The sequence below is a fragment of the Rhodanobacter sp. UC4448_H15 genome (genome assembly GCF_052978265.1).
Genome location: NZ_CM129665.1, coordinates 1,571,607 through 1,588,069, shown reverse-complemented (window position 1 = coordinate 1,588,069; position 16,463 = coordinate 1,571,607). Strand labels below are relative to the sequence as shown.

Genomic DNA, 16,463 nt, shown 5'->3' with positions numbered 1-16,463 from the left:
AAGGCAGCCCGATCAAGCTCGGTCTGCCAAGAAGCGGGAATTTAACATGAGCCGCTTGCCATGGGCAAGCTGACGCCCTGCCGTCCTTGACCCGAACACGAGGCGCGTCCCTGCGCCTCATTTCGTATGTCAGCGAGTGAAGCCTCGAACGGGCTTACTCGGCACCACCATCTGCACCGGTCACCTCTGCGACCGGGGTCGCAGGCGTGGTTCCGGAAAGCGTCTCGAGCTCCGTGGCGGTCAAACCGCCCTGGCGACGACGCAATGCGTGGTACGCCAAGCCCGTGCCTGCCGGAATGAGACGGCCGACAATAACATTTTCCTTCAGGCCCCGCAAGGTATCACGGGTGCCGCGCACCGCAGCTTCGGTCAACACGCGGGTGGTTTCCTGGAACGAGGCGGCCGAAATGAACGACTCGGTCGCCAGCGAAGCCTTGGTGATGCCAAGCAGGATCGACTGGTATTCGGCCGGTCGCTCGCCCTTGGCCACGGCCCGCTCGTTCTCGGCGTTGATCCGCACGCGCTCGATCTGCTCTCCGCGCAGGTAATGGCTGTCGCCCGGCTCGACGATCTCGATCTTGCGCAGCATCTGGCGAATGATCGCCTCGATGTGCTTGTCGTTGATCTTCACGCCCTGCAGGCGATACACGTCCTGGATCTCCTTGACCAGGTAACCGGCCAGCGGCTCCACGCCCAGCAGGCGCAGGATGTCATGCGGACTCGGCTCGCCGTCGACGACGGTTTCGCCCTTCTCCACATGCTCGCCCTCGAACACGATGACCTGACGCCACTTCGGAATCAGTTCCTCGTGCTCGTTGCCGTCGACGTCCTTGATGACCAGGCGCTGCTTGCCCTTGGTGTCCTTGCCGAAGCTGACGATGCCCGAACGCTCGGCCAGGATCGCCGGCTCCTTCGGCTTGCGCGCCTCGAACAGGTCGGCCACGCGCGGCAGACCGCCGGTGATGTCGCGGGTCTTCGAGCTCTCCTGCGGAATGCGCGCGATCACGTCGCCCACGCCCACCTCGGCGCCGTTCTGGATCGACACGATGGCACCGGCCGGCAGGAAGTACTGCGCGGCAATGTCGGTGCCCGGCAGCTTCAGCTCGCGGCCCTTGGCGTCTTCCAGGCGCACGATCGGACGCAGGTCCTTCGCCTGTGCGCCGCGGCGCTTCGGATCGGTGACCACCGCCGACTCCAGGCCGGTGAGTTCGTCGGTCTGGCTCTGCACGGTGACGCCGTCGAGGAAGTCGATGAAGCGCACCACGCCGGCCACCTCGGTGACGATCGGGTGGGTATGCGGGTCCCAGTTGGCCACGGTCTGGCCCGGCTTGACCGCCGCACCGTCCTTGACCGCGATGGTGGCGCCGTACGGCACCTTGTAGCGCTCGCGCTCGCGGCCGCTGGCGTCGATCACGCTCAGTTCGCCGGAACGCGACACCGCCACCAGATGGCCCTGCTTGTGCTGCACCGACTTCAGGTTGTTGTACTTCAGCGAACCGGTGGTTTTCACCGTCACGTTGTCCACCGCCGCCGCACGCGAAGCCGCACCGCCGATGTGGAAGGTGCGCATGGTCAGCTGGGTGCCGGGCTCGCCGATCGACTGCGCGGCCACCACGCCCACGGCCTCGCCCATGTTGACCAGATGGCCACGGGCCAGATCGCGGCCGTAGCACAGCTTGCACACGCCATGTTCGGCTTCGCAGGTGATCGGCGAACGCACCTTGATGATCTGCACGCCGGCCTTGTCCAGCTTCTCGACCAGTGCCTCGTTGAGCAGGGTGTCGCGGGTGACGATCGGCTGGTCGTCGTCGCCCGGGGCGTAGACGTCCTCGACCACCACGCGGCCGAGCACGCGGTCGCGCAACGGCTCGACCACGTCGCCGCCTTCGACGATCGGCTGCATGGTGATGCCGTCCTCGGTGCCGCAGTCGTCCATGGTGATGACCACGTCCTGCGCCACGTCGACCAGGCGACGGGTCAGGTAACCGGAGTTGGCGGTCTTCAGCGCGGTATCGGCCAGGCCCTTGCGGGCGCCGTGGGTCGAGTTGAAGTACTGCAGCACGTTCAGGCCTTCGCGGAAGTTGGCCTTGATCGGGGTCTCGATGATCGAGCCGTCCGGGCGCGCCATCAGGCCGCGCATGCCGGCCAGCTGGCGAATCTGCGCCACCGAGCCACGCGCGCCGGAGTCGGCCATGATGTACAGCGAGTTCATCGACTTCTGGTTGACCGTCTTGCCGTCGGCATCGACCACCTTCTCGGTGCCGATGCCGTCGATCATCGCCTTGGCCACCAGCTCGCTGGTGCGCGACCAGATGTCGACCACCTTGTTGTAGCGCTCGCCGGCGGTGACCAGACCGGACTGGTACTGCTGCTGGATCTCGACGACTTCCTTCTCGGCCTCTTCCAGGATCGGCTTTTTCTCGGCCGGAATCAGCATGTCGTCGATGCCGATCGAGATGCCCGAACGAGTCGCGTAGCGATAGCCGGCATACATCAGCTGATCGGCGAACACGACCGTGTCCTTCAGGCCCAGCAGACGGTAGCTGGAGTTGATCAGACGCGAGATGTTCTTCTTCGTCAGCTCGGTGTTGGCCAGCTCGAACGGGAGGCCCTCGGGCATGATCTCGGCCAGCAAGGCGCGACCGACCGTCGTATCGACGATCCTGGTCTGCTGCGTGCGGGTACCGTCTTCGGCGATGTGCACCAGCTTCATGCGCACCTTGACCTTGGCGTGCAACTCGACTGCGCGGTTGTCGTATGCGCGACGTGCCTCGCCAATGCCGGAGAACACCATGCCGGTGCCCTTGGCGTTGATCAGCTCACGGGTCAGGTAATACAGGCCCAGCACGACGTCCTGGGTCGGCACGATGATCGGCTCGCCGTTCGCCGGCGACAGGATGTTGTTGGTCGACATCATCAAGGTGCGCGCTTCCAGCTGCGCCTCGATCGACAGCGGCACGTGGACAGCCATCTGGTCGCCGTCGAAGTCGGCGTTGAACGCGGTGCAGACCAGCGGATGCAGCTGGATCGCCTTGCCTTCGATCAGCTTCGGCTCGAACGCCTGGATGCCGAGGCGATGCAGGGTCGGCGCACGGTTCAGCAGTACCGGATGTTCGCGGATCACCTCTTCGAGGATGTCCCACACCTGGGCCTCTTCGCGCTCGACCAGCTTCTTTGCCGCCTTGATGGTGGTGGCTTCGCCACGCGCCTGCAGCTTGGCGAAGATGAATGGCTTGAACAGCTCCAGCGCCATCTTCTTCGGCAGACCGCACTGGTGCAGGCGCAGGGTCGGGCCGACCACGATCACCGAACGACCGGAGTAGTCAACGCGCTTGCCCAGCAGGTTCTGGCGGAAGCGGCCCTGCTTGCCCTTGATCATGTCGGCCAGCGACTTCAGCGCGCGCTTGTTGGTGCCGGTGATGGCACGGCCGCGGCGGCCGTTGTCGAGCAGCGCATCGACCGATTCCTGCAGCATGCGCTTCTCGTTGCGCACGATGATGTCCGGCGCATTGAGCTCGAGCAGCCGCTTCAGACGGTTGTTGCGGTTGATGACGCGGCGGTACAGGTCGTTCAGGTCGGAGGTCGCGAAGCGGCCGCCATCCAGCGGCACCAGCGGACGCAGATCCGGCGGCAGCACGGGAAGAACGGTCAGCACCATCCACTCCGGCTTGTTGCCGGATTCCAGGAACGCCTCGATCAGCTTGACGCGCTTGGTCAGCCGCTTCAGCTTGGTCTCGGAATTGGTGGAGGCGATCTCTTCCTTCAGGCGGATGACTTCGCCCGGCAGGTCGAGCGACTTCAGCAGGTGGAATACCGCCTCGGCACCCATCCGCGCGTCGAACTCGTCGCCGTGTTCCTCGGTCGCCTCCAGGTACTGGTCCTCGCTGAGCAGCTGGCCGCGCTCCAGCGCGGTCATGCCCGGGTCGATCACCACGAAGGCCTCAAAGTACAGGATGCGCTCGATGTCGCGCAGGGTCATGTCCAGCATCAGGCCGATGCGCGAGGGCAGCGACTTGAGAAACCAGATGTGGGCGGTCGGGCTGGCCAGCTCGATATGGCCCATGCGCTCGCGACGCACCTTGGCCAGCGTCACTTCCGTGCCGCACTTCTCGCAGACCACGCCGCGGTGCTTCATGCGCTTGTACTTGCCGCACAGGCACTCGTAGTCCTTCACCGGACCGAAGATGGCCGCGCAGAACAGGCCGTCACGCTCCGGCTTGAAGGTACGGTAGTTGATCGTCTCCGGCTTCTTCACTTCACCGTACGACCACGAGCGGATCAGCTCCGGCGACGCGAGCGCAATCTTGATCGCGTCGAAATCCGGCGTCGCACGCTGCTGGTTGAAGAGGTTGAGCAAGTCTTTCATTTGAATCTCCGGTCGGAGCAAATTCTTGGGTCGAGGTCCGCAGTTCGAACAAGATCAGGTTCGCCGGATCCGGGGCCGGGACCGGGTTTGCTTTTGCAAATCCCGGCTTTTAACAGACGAATGTCTGGTAATCCCGTATCCCGAACCCCGTCGATCACTTGACCTCTTCCAGGTCGATGTTGATGGCGAGCGAGCGGATTTCCTTCACCAGCACATTGAAGGACTCCGGCATGCCTGCCGACATCTCGTGGTTGCCGTCGACGATGTTCTTGTACATCTGGTTGCGGCCCTGCACGTCATCGGACTTCACCGTCAGCATTTCCTGCAGGGTGTAGGCCGCGCCGTAGGCTTCCAGCGCCCAGACTTCCATTTCGCCGAAGCGCTGGCCGCCGAACTGCGCCTTGCCGCCCAGCGGCTGCTGGGTGACCAGCGAGTACGGGCCGGTGGAGCGTGCGTGCATCTTGTCGTCAACCAGGTGGTTGAGCTTCAGGTAATGCATGTAGCCCACGGTGACCGGGCGATCGAACGCCTCGCCGGTGCGACCGTCGTACAGCGTGGTCTGGCCCGACTCGGGCAGATCCGCCAGCTTCAGCATCGCCTTGATCTCGGTCTCCTCGGCGCCGTCGAACACCGGCGTCGCCATCGGCACGCCTTCCTGCAGGTTGGTGGCGAGCGCCAGGATCTCCTTGTCGGTGAGCGACTTCAGGTCGACGTGCTGCACCGCGCCGGCGACGTGGGTGTTGTAGATCTGGTCGAGGAACTTGCGGATCTCGACCACCTTCTCCTGCGCCTCGAGCATCTTCTGGATCTTCTTGCCCAGGCCCTTGGCGGCCCAGCCCAGATGCACTTCCAGAATCTGGCCGATGTTCATGCGCGAAGGCACGCCCAGCGGGTTGAGGCAGATATCCACCGCCTCGCCGTTGGCCATGTACGGCATGTCCTCGACTGGCACCACGTTGGAAACCACGCCCTTGTTGCCGTGGCGGCCGGCCATCTTGTCGCCCGGCTGGATGCGGCGCTTCACGGCCAGGAACACCTTGACCATCTTCAGCACGCCCGGCGCGAGGTCGTCGCCCTGGGTGATCTTGCCCTGCTTCTCCTTGAAGCGCTTGTCGAACTCTTCCTTGTGGCGCTTGATCTGGTCGGCGGCACGCTCGAGGAACTCGGTGACGTCCTCGTCCTTGACGTTGATCTTGAACCAGTCGTCCTTCTTCAGGCCGTCGAGGTAGGCGTCGGTGATCTCGGTGCCGCGCTTGAGGCCGCCCGGACCGCTCTGTGCGGTCTTGCCGACCAGCTGGGTGCGCATGCGGCTGTAGATCGCGCCTTCCAGGATGCGGAACTGGTCGTCCAGATCCTTGCGCACCCGCTTGACCTCGGTTTCCTCGATCTGCTTGGCGCGCTTGTCCTTCTCGATGCCGTCACGGGTGAACACCTGCACGTCAATGACGGTGCCGTCCATGCCCGGCGGCACGCGCAGCGAGCTGTCCTTCACGTCGGATGCCTTCTCGCCGAAGATCGCGCGCAGCAGCTTCTCTTCCGGGGTCAGCTGGCTCTCGCCTTTCGGCGTGACCTTGCCGACCATGATGTCGCCGGCCTTCACCTCGGCACCGATGTAGACGATGCCCGACTCGTCCAGGCGCGCCAGCGCCTGCTCGCCCACGTTCGGGATGTCGGCGGTGATTTCCTCGGCGCCCAGCTTGGTGTCGCGCGCGATGCAGGACAGCTCCTCGATGTGGATCGAGGTGTAGCGGTCTTCCTGCACGACACGCTCGGAGAGCAGGATCGAGTCTTCGAAGTTGTAGCCGTTCCACGGCATGAACGCGATCAGCATGTTCTGGCCGAGCGCGAGCTCGCCCAGGTCGGTCGACGAGCCGTCGGCCAGCGTGTCGCCCTTTGCCACCACGTCACCGACGTTGACCAGCGGACGCTGGTTGAGGTTGGTGTTCTGGTTGGAGCGGGTGTACTTGGTCAGCGTGTAGATGTCGACGCCGGCGTCGTTGTCGCCCACCTCGTCCTCGTTCACGCGCACCACGATGCGCGCCGCGTCGACCTGGTCGATCACGCCGCCGCGCTTGGCCGAGACGATGACGCCGGAGTCGCGCGCCACGGCGCGCTCGACGCCGGTGCCGACCAGCGGGGTCTGCGAACGCAGGGTCGGTACCGCCTGACGCTGCATGTTCGCGCCCATCAGTGCGCGGTTCGCGTCGTCGTGCTCCAGGAACGGCACCAGCGCCGCGGCGACCGACACGGTCTGCATCGGCGAGACGTCCATGTAGTCCACTTCGGACGCCGGGCGCAGCTCGGATTCACCGCGGAAGCGGCAGGACACGAAGTCCTCGATGAAGGCGCCATGCTTGTCCAGCGGCGAGTTCGCCTGCGCGATCACGTGGTCGCCCTCCTCGATCGCCGACAGGTAATCGACCGTGTCGGTGACCTTGCCGCCGGCCACCTTGCGGTACGGCGTCTCGAGGAAGCCGTAGGCGTTGGTGCGCGCGTAAACGGCCAGCGAGTTGATCAGGCCGATGTTCGGGCCTTCCGGCGTTTCGATGGTGCAGACGCGGCCGTAATGGGTCGGATGCACGTCGCGCACCTCGAAGCCAGCGCGTTCGCGGGTAAGGCCACCCGGCCCGAGCGCGGAGACGCGGCGCTTGTGGGTGACTTCCGACAGCGGGTTGTTCTGGTCCATGAACTGCGACAGCTGCGAGGAACCGAAGAACTCCTTCACCGCCGCCGCGACCGGCTTGGCATTGATCAGGTCCTGCGGGGTCAGGCCATCGGCTTCGGCCAGGCTGAGGCGTTCGCGAACCGCACGCTCCACGCGCACCAGGCCGATGCGGAAGGTGTTCTCCGCCATTTCGCCCACCGAACGCACGCGGCGGTTGCCCAGGTGGTCGATGTCGTCCACGGTGCCGTGGCCGTTCTTGATGTCGATCAGCACCTTCAGCACGTCGAGGATGTCGGAGCTCTCGCCCTGCTCGGCGACCAGTCGCTGCGACTCCTCTTCCTTGCGCTCGCTGAAGTACTTGTAGTCGTACAGCACGCCCGGGCCGAGGATTTCCTTGCGGCCCACGCGGCGGTTGAACTTCATCCGGCCCACGCTCGACAGGTCGTAACGGTCGAAGGTGAAGAACAGGTTGAAGAACAGGTTCTGCGCGGCGTCCTTGGTCGGCGGCTCGCCCGGACGCATCATGCGGTAGATCTCCACCAGCGCCTCCAGCGGCGTCGTGGTGTTGTCGATGCGCAGGGTGTGCGAGATGTAGGCGCCGCGGTCCAGGTCGTTGACGTACAACGTCGGCACGATCTCGATGCCGGCCTTGCGGAAGTTCTCCAACTGCTCGGCGGTGATCTCGTCGTTCGCCGAGGCCAGCAGCTCGCCGGTCTTGCTGTCGACGATGTCCTTCGCCACGATGCGGCCGACCGGATAGTCATCCGGTACTTCCAGCGCGGTGATGTTCTCGGCCGCCAGCTGGCGCACGTGGCGCGCGGTGATGCGCTTGCCGGCTTCCACCAGCACCTTGCCGCCGATGGCCAGGTCGAAGCTCAGCGTCTCGCCGCGAAGGCGCTCGGCAACCAGCTCCAGCGTGGTGCCGCCCTTCTTGCCCAGGTGGAACACGTTGTGCTCGAAGAAGATGCCCAGCATCTCTTCGTTGTTGTAGCCGAGCGCACGCAGCAGCACCGTCACCGGCAACTTGCGGCGACGATCGATGCGGGTGAACAGCGCGTCCTTCGGGTCGAACTCGAAGTCCAGCCATGAGCCGCGGTAGGGGATCACGCGAGCCGAGAACAGCAGCTTGCCCGAGCTGTGCGTCTTGCCGCGGTCGTGGTCGAAGAACACGCCCGGCGAACGATGCAGCTGCGAGACGATCACGCGCTCGGTGCCGTTGATGATGAAGGTGCCGGTGTCGGTCATGAGCGGAATCTCGCCCATGTAGACCTCCTGCTCCTTGATGTACTTGACCACCTTCTTGGAGGCCGGGCTGTCCTTGTCGTAGATGACCAGACGCACGGTGGTGCGCAGCGGCGCGCCGAAGGTCATGCCGCGGTTGCGGCATTCGCGCTCGTCGAACGCCGGCTCGCCGAGGCGGTAGTCGACATACTCGAGTGCGGCATTGCCCGAATAGCTGGAGATCGGGAACACCGACTTCAACGCGGCATGCAAACCCTTCTCGCCGCGTTGCTTCGGCGCGACGTGCTCCTGCAGGAACTCACGGTAGGAATCGGTCTGGATGGTCAGCAGGTTGGGCACGCCCAGTACGGGCGGACGCTTGCCAAAGTCTTTGCGGATGCGTTTCTTCTCGGTAAACGAGTAGGCCATGATCGGTAGCGCCTCGGTTCGCAGTGACGCCGGCGGTGCACACACCGGCTGAAGGGATGATTTGTCTTTGCCGGACGGCCAACGCCATCCGGGCCGGGGATTCGGGAATCGAGAATGGGGAATCGGTCAAGGCCCGAAGGCCGTTACTGACGATTCGCCATTCTCCATTCCCCATTCCCGTTCAAACGGGCAAAGCCCGGGAGCTTTCGCTCCCAGGCTCGCTTGACATCAAGTCGAAGCAGCGGCGTACAAACGCCGATTACTTCAATTCGACGGTGGCGCCGGCAGCTTCCAGATCCTTCTTGAACTTGTCGGCGTCTTCCTTCGACACGGCTTCCTTCAGGACGCCGCCGGCCTCGGTGAGGTCCTTGGCTTCCTTCAGGCCCAGGCCGGTGATCGCGCGGACAGCCTTGATCACGTCGACCTTCTTGGCACCGGCGCTCTTCAGGATCACGTCGAACTCGGTCTGCGCTTCGGCAGCCGGGCCGGCAGCAGCCGGGCCGGCAGCGACCATCACCGGGGCGGCGGCGGTCACGCCAAACTTCTCTTCGATCGCCTTCACCAGGTCCATCACTTCCATCAGCGACTTGGCGGCGACGGCTTCAACGATCTGTTCGTTGGTCAGGGACATTGCATTTACCTCTGGATATATTTCGGTTCGGTTTGATGAGACGCAGATCGATCAGGCCGGTTCGGCTTCAGCCGGGGCTTCGGCGGCGACTTCGCCACCACCCTGCTGGTCGGCCACCGCCTTGACGACGCGGGCGAACATCGTGGCCGGCTCGGCCAGCACGCGGGCCAGCATGGCCAGCGCCTGTTCGCGGGTCGGCAGCGAGGCCAGCACGTCGACGTGCGAGGCCGGCAGCAGCTTGCCTTCGACCGAGACGAGCTTCGCCTGCAGCTTGTCGTTGTCCTTGGCGAACTCCTTGATCAGACGCCCGGCAGCGCCGGGTTCTTCCGTCGAGAATGCGTACAGCAGCGGACCGACCAGGGCGTCCTTGACGACCTCGAACTCGGTACCGGCCACGGCGCGCGACGCCAGCGTGTTCTTGACGACTCGCAAGTACACACCGGATTCGCGGGCCTTCTTGCGCATCGCGGTCATCTGAGCGACCGTGGTGCCCGCATACTCGGCAGCGACCAGGGAGTGAGCCTTCGCGGCAACTTCAGCCAGCTCTGCGACTACTTCTTGCTTCTGAGACAGATTGAGAGCCATTGCACTCCTCCAAATGAACTCCGCTCGCGGCTCCTGCCGCTTGCGGTCCTGGGCGACGCCGTCCCTGGCGCCGGGGACACCTCGTGCCCCGGGTGTTGGCCTTTCCAGAACTGAACAACGAACCGTTCCAGTAGGGGCAGCACCATCTGCGCAGGCCGGATCGTGGCGACTCCGATTAAGCAACCCCGTTGGCGACGCGGCGATTCCCTGCCAGGTTCGAGCTCCCTGCCCGTCGTCGTCGCGCGTTGGTTGCGCCTGCGGTCTTTGACAGCGATCCCGGCTTCGCGAACGGGCCGGGACTGCCCTCAAAAACTGCCCGCGTCGACTTCGAGGTCGACGCGGGGCTTGATTACTTGGCGGCGATCGTCAGCGACGAGGTATCGACGGCAACGCCGACGCCCATCGTGCTGGACAACGCCACTTTCTGCAGGAACACGCCCTTGGCCGTCGACGGCTTGGCCTTGATCACATCGGCGATCAGCGCGTTGAGGTTGTCCGCCAGCTGGGCGGCCTCGAAGCTGGCCTTGCCGATGGTGGCGTGGACGATGCCAGCCTTGTCGTTGCGGAACTTCACCTGGCCGGCCTTGGCGTTCTTCACCGCGGTGGCGACGTCGGCGGTGACCGAGCCGTCCTTCGGGTTCGGCATCAGGCCGCGCGGGCCGAGCAACTGGCCGAGCTTGCCGACCACGCGCATCGCGTCCGGCGTGGCGATCACGCGACCGAAGTCGAGATCACCGCCCTGCATGCGCTCGGCCAGGTCGTCCATGCCGACCGCGTCGGCACCGGCGGCCTTGGCCGCCTCGGCCTTCTCGCCAGGCGGGCAGAACACGGCGACCTTGACGGTCTTGCCGGTGCCATGCGGCAGCAGCGAGGAGCCACGCACGCCCTGGTCCGACTTCTTTGCGTCGATACCCAGGCGCACCGCCACGTCCACCGACTCGGCGAACTTCGCCTTGGCGTTGTCCTTGACGATCTTCAGGGCCTCTTCCAGGCCGTAGAACTTGCCCGGCTGCACCGCGGCCTGCGCGGCTTTCATGCGCTTCGTGAGCTTTGCCATGTCTTAACCCTCCACCACAAGGCCCATGCTGCGGGCGCTACCGGCAATGGTGCGCACCGCGGCGTCGAGATCGGCAGCCGTCAGATCCGGCTCCTTCTGCTTGGCAATGTCTTCCAGCTGCTTGCGGGTGACCTTGCCGACCTTGTCGGTGTTCGGCTTCTGCGAACCCTTGGCGACGCCGGTGGCCTTCTTCAGAAGGATGGTGGCGGGCGGGGTCTTGGTGATGAAGGTGAAGCTGCGGTCGGAATAGGCCGTGATGATGGTCGGGATCGGCAGACCCGGCTCCAGCTTCTGCGTGGCGGCATTGAACGCCTTGCAGAACTCCATGATGTTCAGGCCGCGCTGACCGAGGGCGGGACCGACCGGCGGCGAGGGGTTGGCCTGACCGGCCTTGACCTGCAGCTTGATGTAACCGACAACTTTCTTTGCCATGGGATTTTCCTCGCGAGTCCAGGCGCCTTGCGGCTCCTCGCTGTTCACCGCTCCGTGGATGGAAGGAAGACCTGCCTCGTGCAGATCCGAAACGCGGACACGCCGGGCCAAAAAGACCCCGCGTGAACCGCGCAGTATAGAGATTTACCGGATCATCAGCAAGCCCCGTGCCAGTTGCGGCACCAAGACCGAAATCGGAAGCGGAGAGTGTCGGCCTGACCGGCGCTACCCTCCCCCGCCAGCGGAGGAAAAGACGAAGATGCCGAGCGAGTGCGCTCCGGGCAATCTTTTCTCTGGACTCAGGCCTTTTCGACCTGACCGAACTCCAGTTCCACCGGGGTCGAACGCCCGAAGATCAACACGGCCACGCGCAGGCGGCTCTTCTCGTAGTTGACTTCCTCGACCACGCCGTTGAAATCGTTGAACGGGCCCTCGGTGACGCGCACCATCTCGCCCGGCTCGAACAGCACCTTCGGCTTGGGCTTCTCGACGCCCTCGCGCACGCGACTGAGAATGGCGTCGGCTTCGCTGTCCTTGATCGGCAACGGGCGATCGGCGGTGCCGCCGATGAACCCCATGACCTTGGGGGTTTCCTTGATCAGGTGCCAGCACTCGTCGTCGATGCGCGGCGCCTTGCCCTCGGTGCTGCACTCGATCTGCACCAGCACGTAGCCGGGGAAGAACTTGCGATCGCTGCGGCGCTTCTGCCCGCCGCGCATCTCGATGACTTCCTCGGTCGGCACCAGCACTTCGCCGAACTTCTCTTCCATCCCGGCGCGCTTGATGCGCTCCTCGAGAGAACGCTTGACCTGGTTCTCGAAGCCCGAATAGGCGTGCACCACGTACCAGCGCTTGCTCATGCTCATCTCAACCACCCAGCTTCAACAGCCAGTCGAGGATGACCGACTTCAGGATCAGGTCGATCAACCCCAGCAGCAGCGACAGGACGATCACTACCAGCAGGATGACGCCGGTCGTCTTGATCGTCTCGTCGCGCGTGGGCCAGACCACCTTGCGCATCTCGAACTGCGATTCGGCCAGGAAATTCCTGACCCGCCGCCCCAGCCCGGTGAACGCGGCGATCGCCACGGCGATCACCAGCGCGGCGAGCACGCCCAGCAGGCGCATCGACACGGGGACGCTGCCGTCACGACCGAACCAGGAATAGGCAAAGATGCCCGCTGCCAGCACCAGCCCCGCCAGTATCAGCTTGCCGATGTCGCCAGCGTTGGTGCCCTTGGGCTGTTCTGCCTTGGTAATCATGTGCGCTTGTCGAGTGGCGGCAGCACGCCGAGCCTTGCGGTCGACCCTGCCATCGTCACCCGTCCGAATCCTCGGGAAAAGTGGCACGCCAGGAGGGACTTGAACCCCCAACCTGCGGTTTTGGAGACCGCTGCTCTGCCAATTGAGCTACTGGCGTAAAAACGGGAACAGGGAATAGAGAATCGGGAATGGTAAACGATCCGGAGCGTGTCGTGCTTCGCTCCAGCGATTCCCGATTCCCGATTCCCTACTCCCGATGTATTTTACTTGATGACCTTGGCCACCACGCCGGCGCCGACGGTGCGGCCGCCTTCGCGGATGGCGAAACGCAGGCCTTCGTCCATCGCGATCGGGTGGATCAGGCTCACCACCATCTTCACGTTGTCGCCCGGCATCACCATTTCCACGCCTTCCGGCAGGGTCACGGCACCGGTCACGTCGGTCGTGCGGAAGTAGAACTGCGGGCGGTAGCCCTTGAAGAACGGCGTGTGACGGCCACCCTCGTCCTTCGACAGCACATACACTTCGGCCTCGAAATCCGTGTGCGGGGTGATCGTGCCCGGCTTGGCCAGCACCTGGCCACGCTCCACGTCGTCGCGCTTCAGGCCGCGCAGCAGCAGGCCGGCATTGTCGCCCGCCTGGCCCTGGTCCAGCAGCTTGCGGAACATCTCCACGCCGGTGACCGTGGTCTTCTGCGTGTCGCGGATGCCGACCACTTCGATTTCGTCGCCCACCTTGATCACGCCGCGCTCGATACGACCGGTCACCACGGTGCCGCGGCCGGAGATCGAGAACACGTCTTCCACCGGCATCAGGAACGGCTTGTCGATCGTGCGCACCGGCTCGGGGATGTAGCTGTCCAGCGCGTCCACCAGCTTGATGATCGCCGGCACGCCGATTTCGCTCTGGTCGCCTTCCAGCGCCTTCAGCGCCGAACCATGGATGATCGGGGTGTCGTCGCCCGGGAAGTCGTACTTGCTCAGCAGCTCGCGCACTTCCATCTCGACCAGTTCGAGCAGCTCGGCGTCATCGACCATGTCCGCCTTGTTCAGGAACACCACGATGTACGGCACGCCGACCTGGCGCGACAGCAGGATGTGCTCGCGCGTCTGCGGCATCGGGCCGTCCGCGGCCGAGCACACCAGGATCGCGCCGTCCATCTGCGCCGCACCGGTGATCATGTTCTTCACGTAGTCCGCGTGGCCGGGGCAGTCGACGTGCGCGTAGTGACGGGTCGGTGACTCGTATTCCACGTGCGCGGTCGAGATCGTGATGCCGCGCGCCTTCTCTTCCGGCGCCGCGTCGATCGCGCTGTAGTCCTTGAATTCTCCACCGAAACGCTCGGCACCGACCTTCGTCAGCGCCGCCGTCAGCGTCGTCTTGCCGTGATCCACGTGACCAATCGTGCCGACGTTGACGTGCGGCTTGGTGCGTTCGAATTTACCCTTTGCCATGCGCGCTAAACCCCGATGGAGTCAATCAATTGTAGAAAAGAACAGCCCGTTTACGGGCTGGCCGTGAAGGCCGGAAGCTGGTGCTCATGACAGGAATCGAACCTGTGACCTCTTCCTTACCAAGGAAGTGCTCTACCGACTGAGCTACATGAGCGTGTATTTCAGCCGTCCTCCATGACGGCAAAGACAAGACCGACATCCTGTCGGACTCTTCATAACTTCAGCCATCCTCCATGATGACGAAGAACAGACCGGCGTCCTGCCGGATGATTCGAAACTTATGCCGCGATCGCGTCGATCAACAGCTTCTGACACTTGCAGTGCAATGGAGCGGGAGACGGGGATCGAACCCGCATCATCAGCTTGGAAGGCTGAGGTTCTACCATTGAACTACTCCCGCCCTGCGCGGAAATCGTGTCTTGCGCGCCGCTTTCGCGTCGCTTGTTGCTGGTGGAGGGAGGTGGATTCGAACCACCGAAGGCGTAAGCCAGCAGATTTACAGTCTGCCCCCGTTGGCCGCTTGGGTATCCCTCCAACAAAGAACGCGTATTGTGTGGATCGTGCCGGGAACTGTCAACACCTCATGGCACGCATATCGCATGTCGGCGCGCCATCCGGCCGTGCCCGTCAGGTGTCGGCAAGGTCTTGCGGATCGACCAACTGCTCCATCCCCCGGGACAACTCGAGCAGTTGCCGGGCCTTGGCCTGCAGGCGCCGGTCGGCCTCGTTGCGCGGCTCCCAGCATGGCACCGGGGTGGGCTTGCCATCGGCGCCGTCCAGCGCCACAAACACCATCACGCAGCTGGTCGCCAGGCGCTGGTCGCCCTTGCGCAAGTCGCTGGCCATCACGTCGACGGCCAGATGCATGCTGCTGCGGCCCGTATGGATCAGGCGCGCCCTCACCGTGACGAGGTCGCCGATCAGGATCGGCGCCACGAACTGGATGCCGCTGACCGAGGCCGTGACGCAATACGCTCCACTCCAGGCAACCGCGCAGGCATAACCGGCCTGGTCGATCCACTTCATCGCCATGCCGCCGTGCACCTTGCCGCCGAAGTTGACGTCGGTGGGCTGGGCGAGAAAACGGAAACTGACTTCCTGCTGTTTTCCGGGCATGGCGGGTCCGCGAAAGCAAGATCGGAAGGGCGATTATGCCCGCTTCACCCACTCACCACGATCGCTACGCCGGCAACCGGCGTCGCCATGCGCGCGCCGAAGCCAGCTAACGTGCCGGCGTCGCGGCCGGCACGGCATCGCCGTGCAACTCAAGCTTGCCGTCGCGCACGTCAGCGGTGACCTCGAACGCCGGGCGTTGCACGCTCAGATCGCGCAGGTCGATCCGACTGTGCGGGCCGATGCCGGTCACGCGAATGCCCCGATAGTCCAGCGGCTGGCCGGCAACAACCCGCGCCGGCGGACCCGCGGGGCGCACCAGCCAGGCGAAACCGTCGTTCAGGGTGACCAGATGCCCTTGTCCATCGGCCTCCACGCACAACGCGGCATCCTCATCCACGCCCAGGCCGATCACGTCGGCATGCCCCTCGTGGCGCAACCGGGCGATGAACGCAACCAACCGGCCCAGCCGCTTGCGCGCATGGAAGTGGGTGTCGGTGATGACGTGCCGCAGGTACGGCAGATGCAGGAAACCTTCGACCACGGTCACCGCCTTGCCCAGCGGATCGGCCAGCGCTTCATCCGAGGTGATGCTGCCGCCGTCCAGCGCGCCATAGGCAAAGCGGCCGAGGATCGCCAGGCCGGCACTGGTGCCGCCCAGCGGCTTGCCCTGCGCCACATGGCGTTCCAGCAAGGCGTTCAACGGCGTGCCTTTCCAGAACCGCACATAGTTGGCCTGGTCGCCGCCGGCGATGAAGATGCCGTCGGCCGAACGCACGATCTCCAGCACGCGCGGATCGCTGGCCGCCGCGCGGTCGTGGAACACCAGGGTCTGCACCGAGGCCACGCCGCCGATGTCTTCGTACAGCTCCTTCTGCAATTCATCGGCACCGGAGGCGCGCAGGACCACGAAATGCCCGTGCCCGCCCCTGGCGGCGAACCATGCGAACGCCGCCGGCGGCCAGTCACCACCGCCCATCAGCAGCAGCGCCGGCTCGGTGGTTCCGGGGCGCGCGGCGTCGAGCTTGCCGATCCGGTAATAGTCGTAGCCTGCACCCGACGGCTTGGCCACGCTGCCGGGCCCGAAGCCCGCCAACAGCAGGCAGCACGCCAGCCACAGCCAGCGGAAAGTTGGTCGGAACGTTTTCATCGGCACTTCCCCGGGCCATGACAGAGCGGGCGCATGCCCGTCCGTGGTTATCGTCCGGGACGAGCGGCCCGCGGATATCCCCCACGTTCGCCCCGCT

11 protein-coding genes and 4 tRNA genes are annotated in these 16,463 nt (G+C 64.6%); all 15 read right to left on the bottom strand.

Features of this window, described 5'->3' with window-relative positions:
• Window positions 1–154 precede the first annotated feature (154 nt).
• Window positions 155–4,366, bottom strand: a complete 4,212-nt coding sequence (gene rpoC / locus ACVCMI_RS07075) for a DNA-directed RNA polymerase subunit beta' (RefSeq protein WP_395117258.1) — start codon at window positions 4,364–4,366, stop codon at window positions 155–157.
• 154 nt (window positions 4,367–4,520) lie between these two features.
• On the bottom strand, window positions 4,521–8,684 hold the full coding sequence (gene rpoB, locus ACVCMI_RS07070) for a DNA-directed RNA polymerase subunit beta (RefSeq protein ID WP_395121355.1): 4,164 nt from the start codon (window positions 8,682–8,684) through the stop codon (window positions 4,521–4,523).
• 256 nt (window positions 8,685–8,940) lie between these two features.
• The gene (gene rplL, locus ACVCMI_RS07065) at window positions 8,941–9,312 is read right to left on the bottom strand and encodes a 50S ribosomal protein L7/L12 (RefSeq protein WP_136258109.1); all 372 of its coding nucleotides are present in this window, start codon (window positions 9,310–9,312) and stop codon (window positions 8,941–8,943) included.
• A 51-nt stretch (window positions 9,313–9,363) separates the two neighbouring features.
• Window positions 9,364–9,897, bottom strand: a complete 534-nt coding sequence (rplJ, locus tag ACVCMI_RS07060) for a 50S ribosomal protein L10 (protein ID WP_136258108.1) — start codon at window positions 9,895–9,897, stop codon at window positions 9,364–9,366.
• 349 nt (window positions 9,898–10,246) lie between these two features.
• Entirely contained in the window at window positions 10,247–10,954 is a 708-nt protein-coding gene (gene rplA, locus ACVCMI_RS07055) for a 50S ribosomal protein L1 (protein ID WP_395117254.1), read from the bottom strand.
• Window positions 10,955–10,957: 3 nt separating this feature from the next.
• A complete protein-coding gene (rplK, locus tag ACVCMI_RS07050; protein WP_027491701.1) occupies window positions 10,958–11,386 on the bottom strand; it encodes a 50S ribosomal protein L11 in 429 nt (142 codons plus the stop codon).
• A 299-nt stretch (window positions 11,387–11,685) separates the two neighbouring features.
• A complete protein-coding gene (nusG, locus tag ACVCMI_RS07045) occupies window positions 11,686–12,246 on the bottom strand; it encodes a transcription termination/antitermination protein NusG (protein WP_136258106.1) in 561 nt (186 codons plus the stop codon).
• A 7-nt stretch (window positions 12,247–12,253) separates the two neighbouring features.
• Entirely contained in the window at window positions 12,254–12,649 is a 396-nt protein-coding gene (gene secE, locus ACVCMI_RS07040; RefSeq protein ID WP_395117252.1) for a preprotein translocase subunit SecE, read from the bottom strand.
• An 81-nt stretch (window positions 12,650–12,730) separates the two neighbouring features.
• Window positions 12,731–12,806, bottom strand: a tRNA-Trp gene (locus tag ACVCMI_RS07035).
• A gap of 106 nt (window positions 12,807–12,912) precedes the next feature.
• Entirely contained in the window at window positions 12,913–14,103 is a 1,191-nt protein-coding gene (tuf, locus tag ACVCMI_RS07030; RefSeq protein WP_395117250.1) for an elongation factor Tu, read from the bottom strand.
• Between the two features lie 78 nt (window positions 14,104–14,181).
• Window positions 14,182–14,257 (bottom strand) — tRNA-Thr (locus tag ACVCMI_RS07025).
• 172 nt (window positions 14,258–14,429) lie between these two features.
• Window positions 14,430–14,503 (bottom strand) — tRNA-Gly (locus ACVCMI_RS07020).
• Between the two features lie 48 nt (window positions 14,504–14,551).
• Window positions 14,552–14,637, bottom strand: a tRNA-Tyr gene (locus tag ACVCMI_RS07015).
• Window positions 14,638–14,730: 93 nt separating this feature from the next.
• The gene (locus ACVCMI_RS07010) at window positions 14,731–15,219 is read right to left on the bottom strand and encodes an acyl-CoA thioesterase (protein ID WP_395117248.1); all 489 of its coding nucleotides are present in this window, start codon (window positions 15,217–15,219) and stop codon (window positions 14,731–14,733) included.
• Window positions 15,220–15,325: 106 nt separating this feature from the next.
• Window positions 15,326–16,366 carry a cyanophycinase gene (locus tag ACVCMI_RS07005; protein WP_395117246.1) on the bottom strand — a complete coding sequence of 347 codons (1,041 nt, stop codon included), beginning with the start codon at window positions 16,364–16,366 and terminating at the stop codon, window positions 15,326–15,328.
• Between the last annotated feature and the right edge of the window lie 97 nt (window positions 16,367–16,463).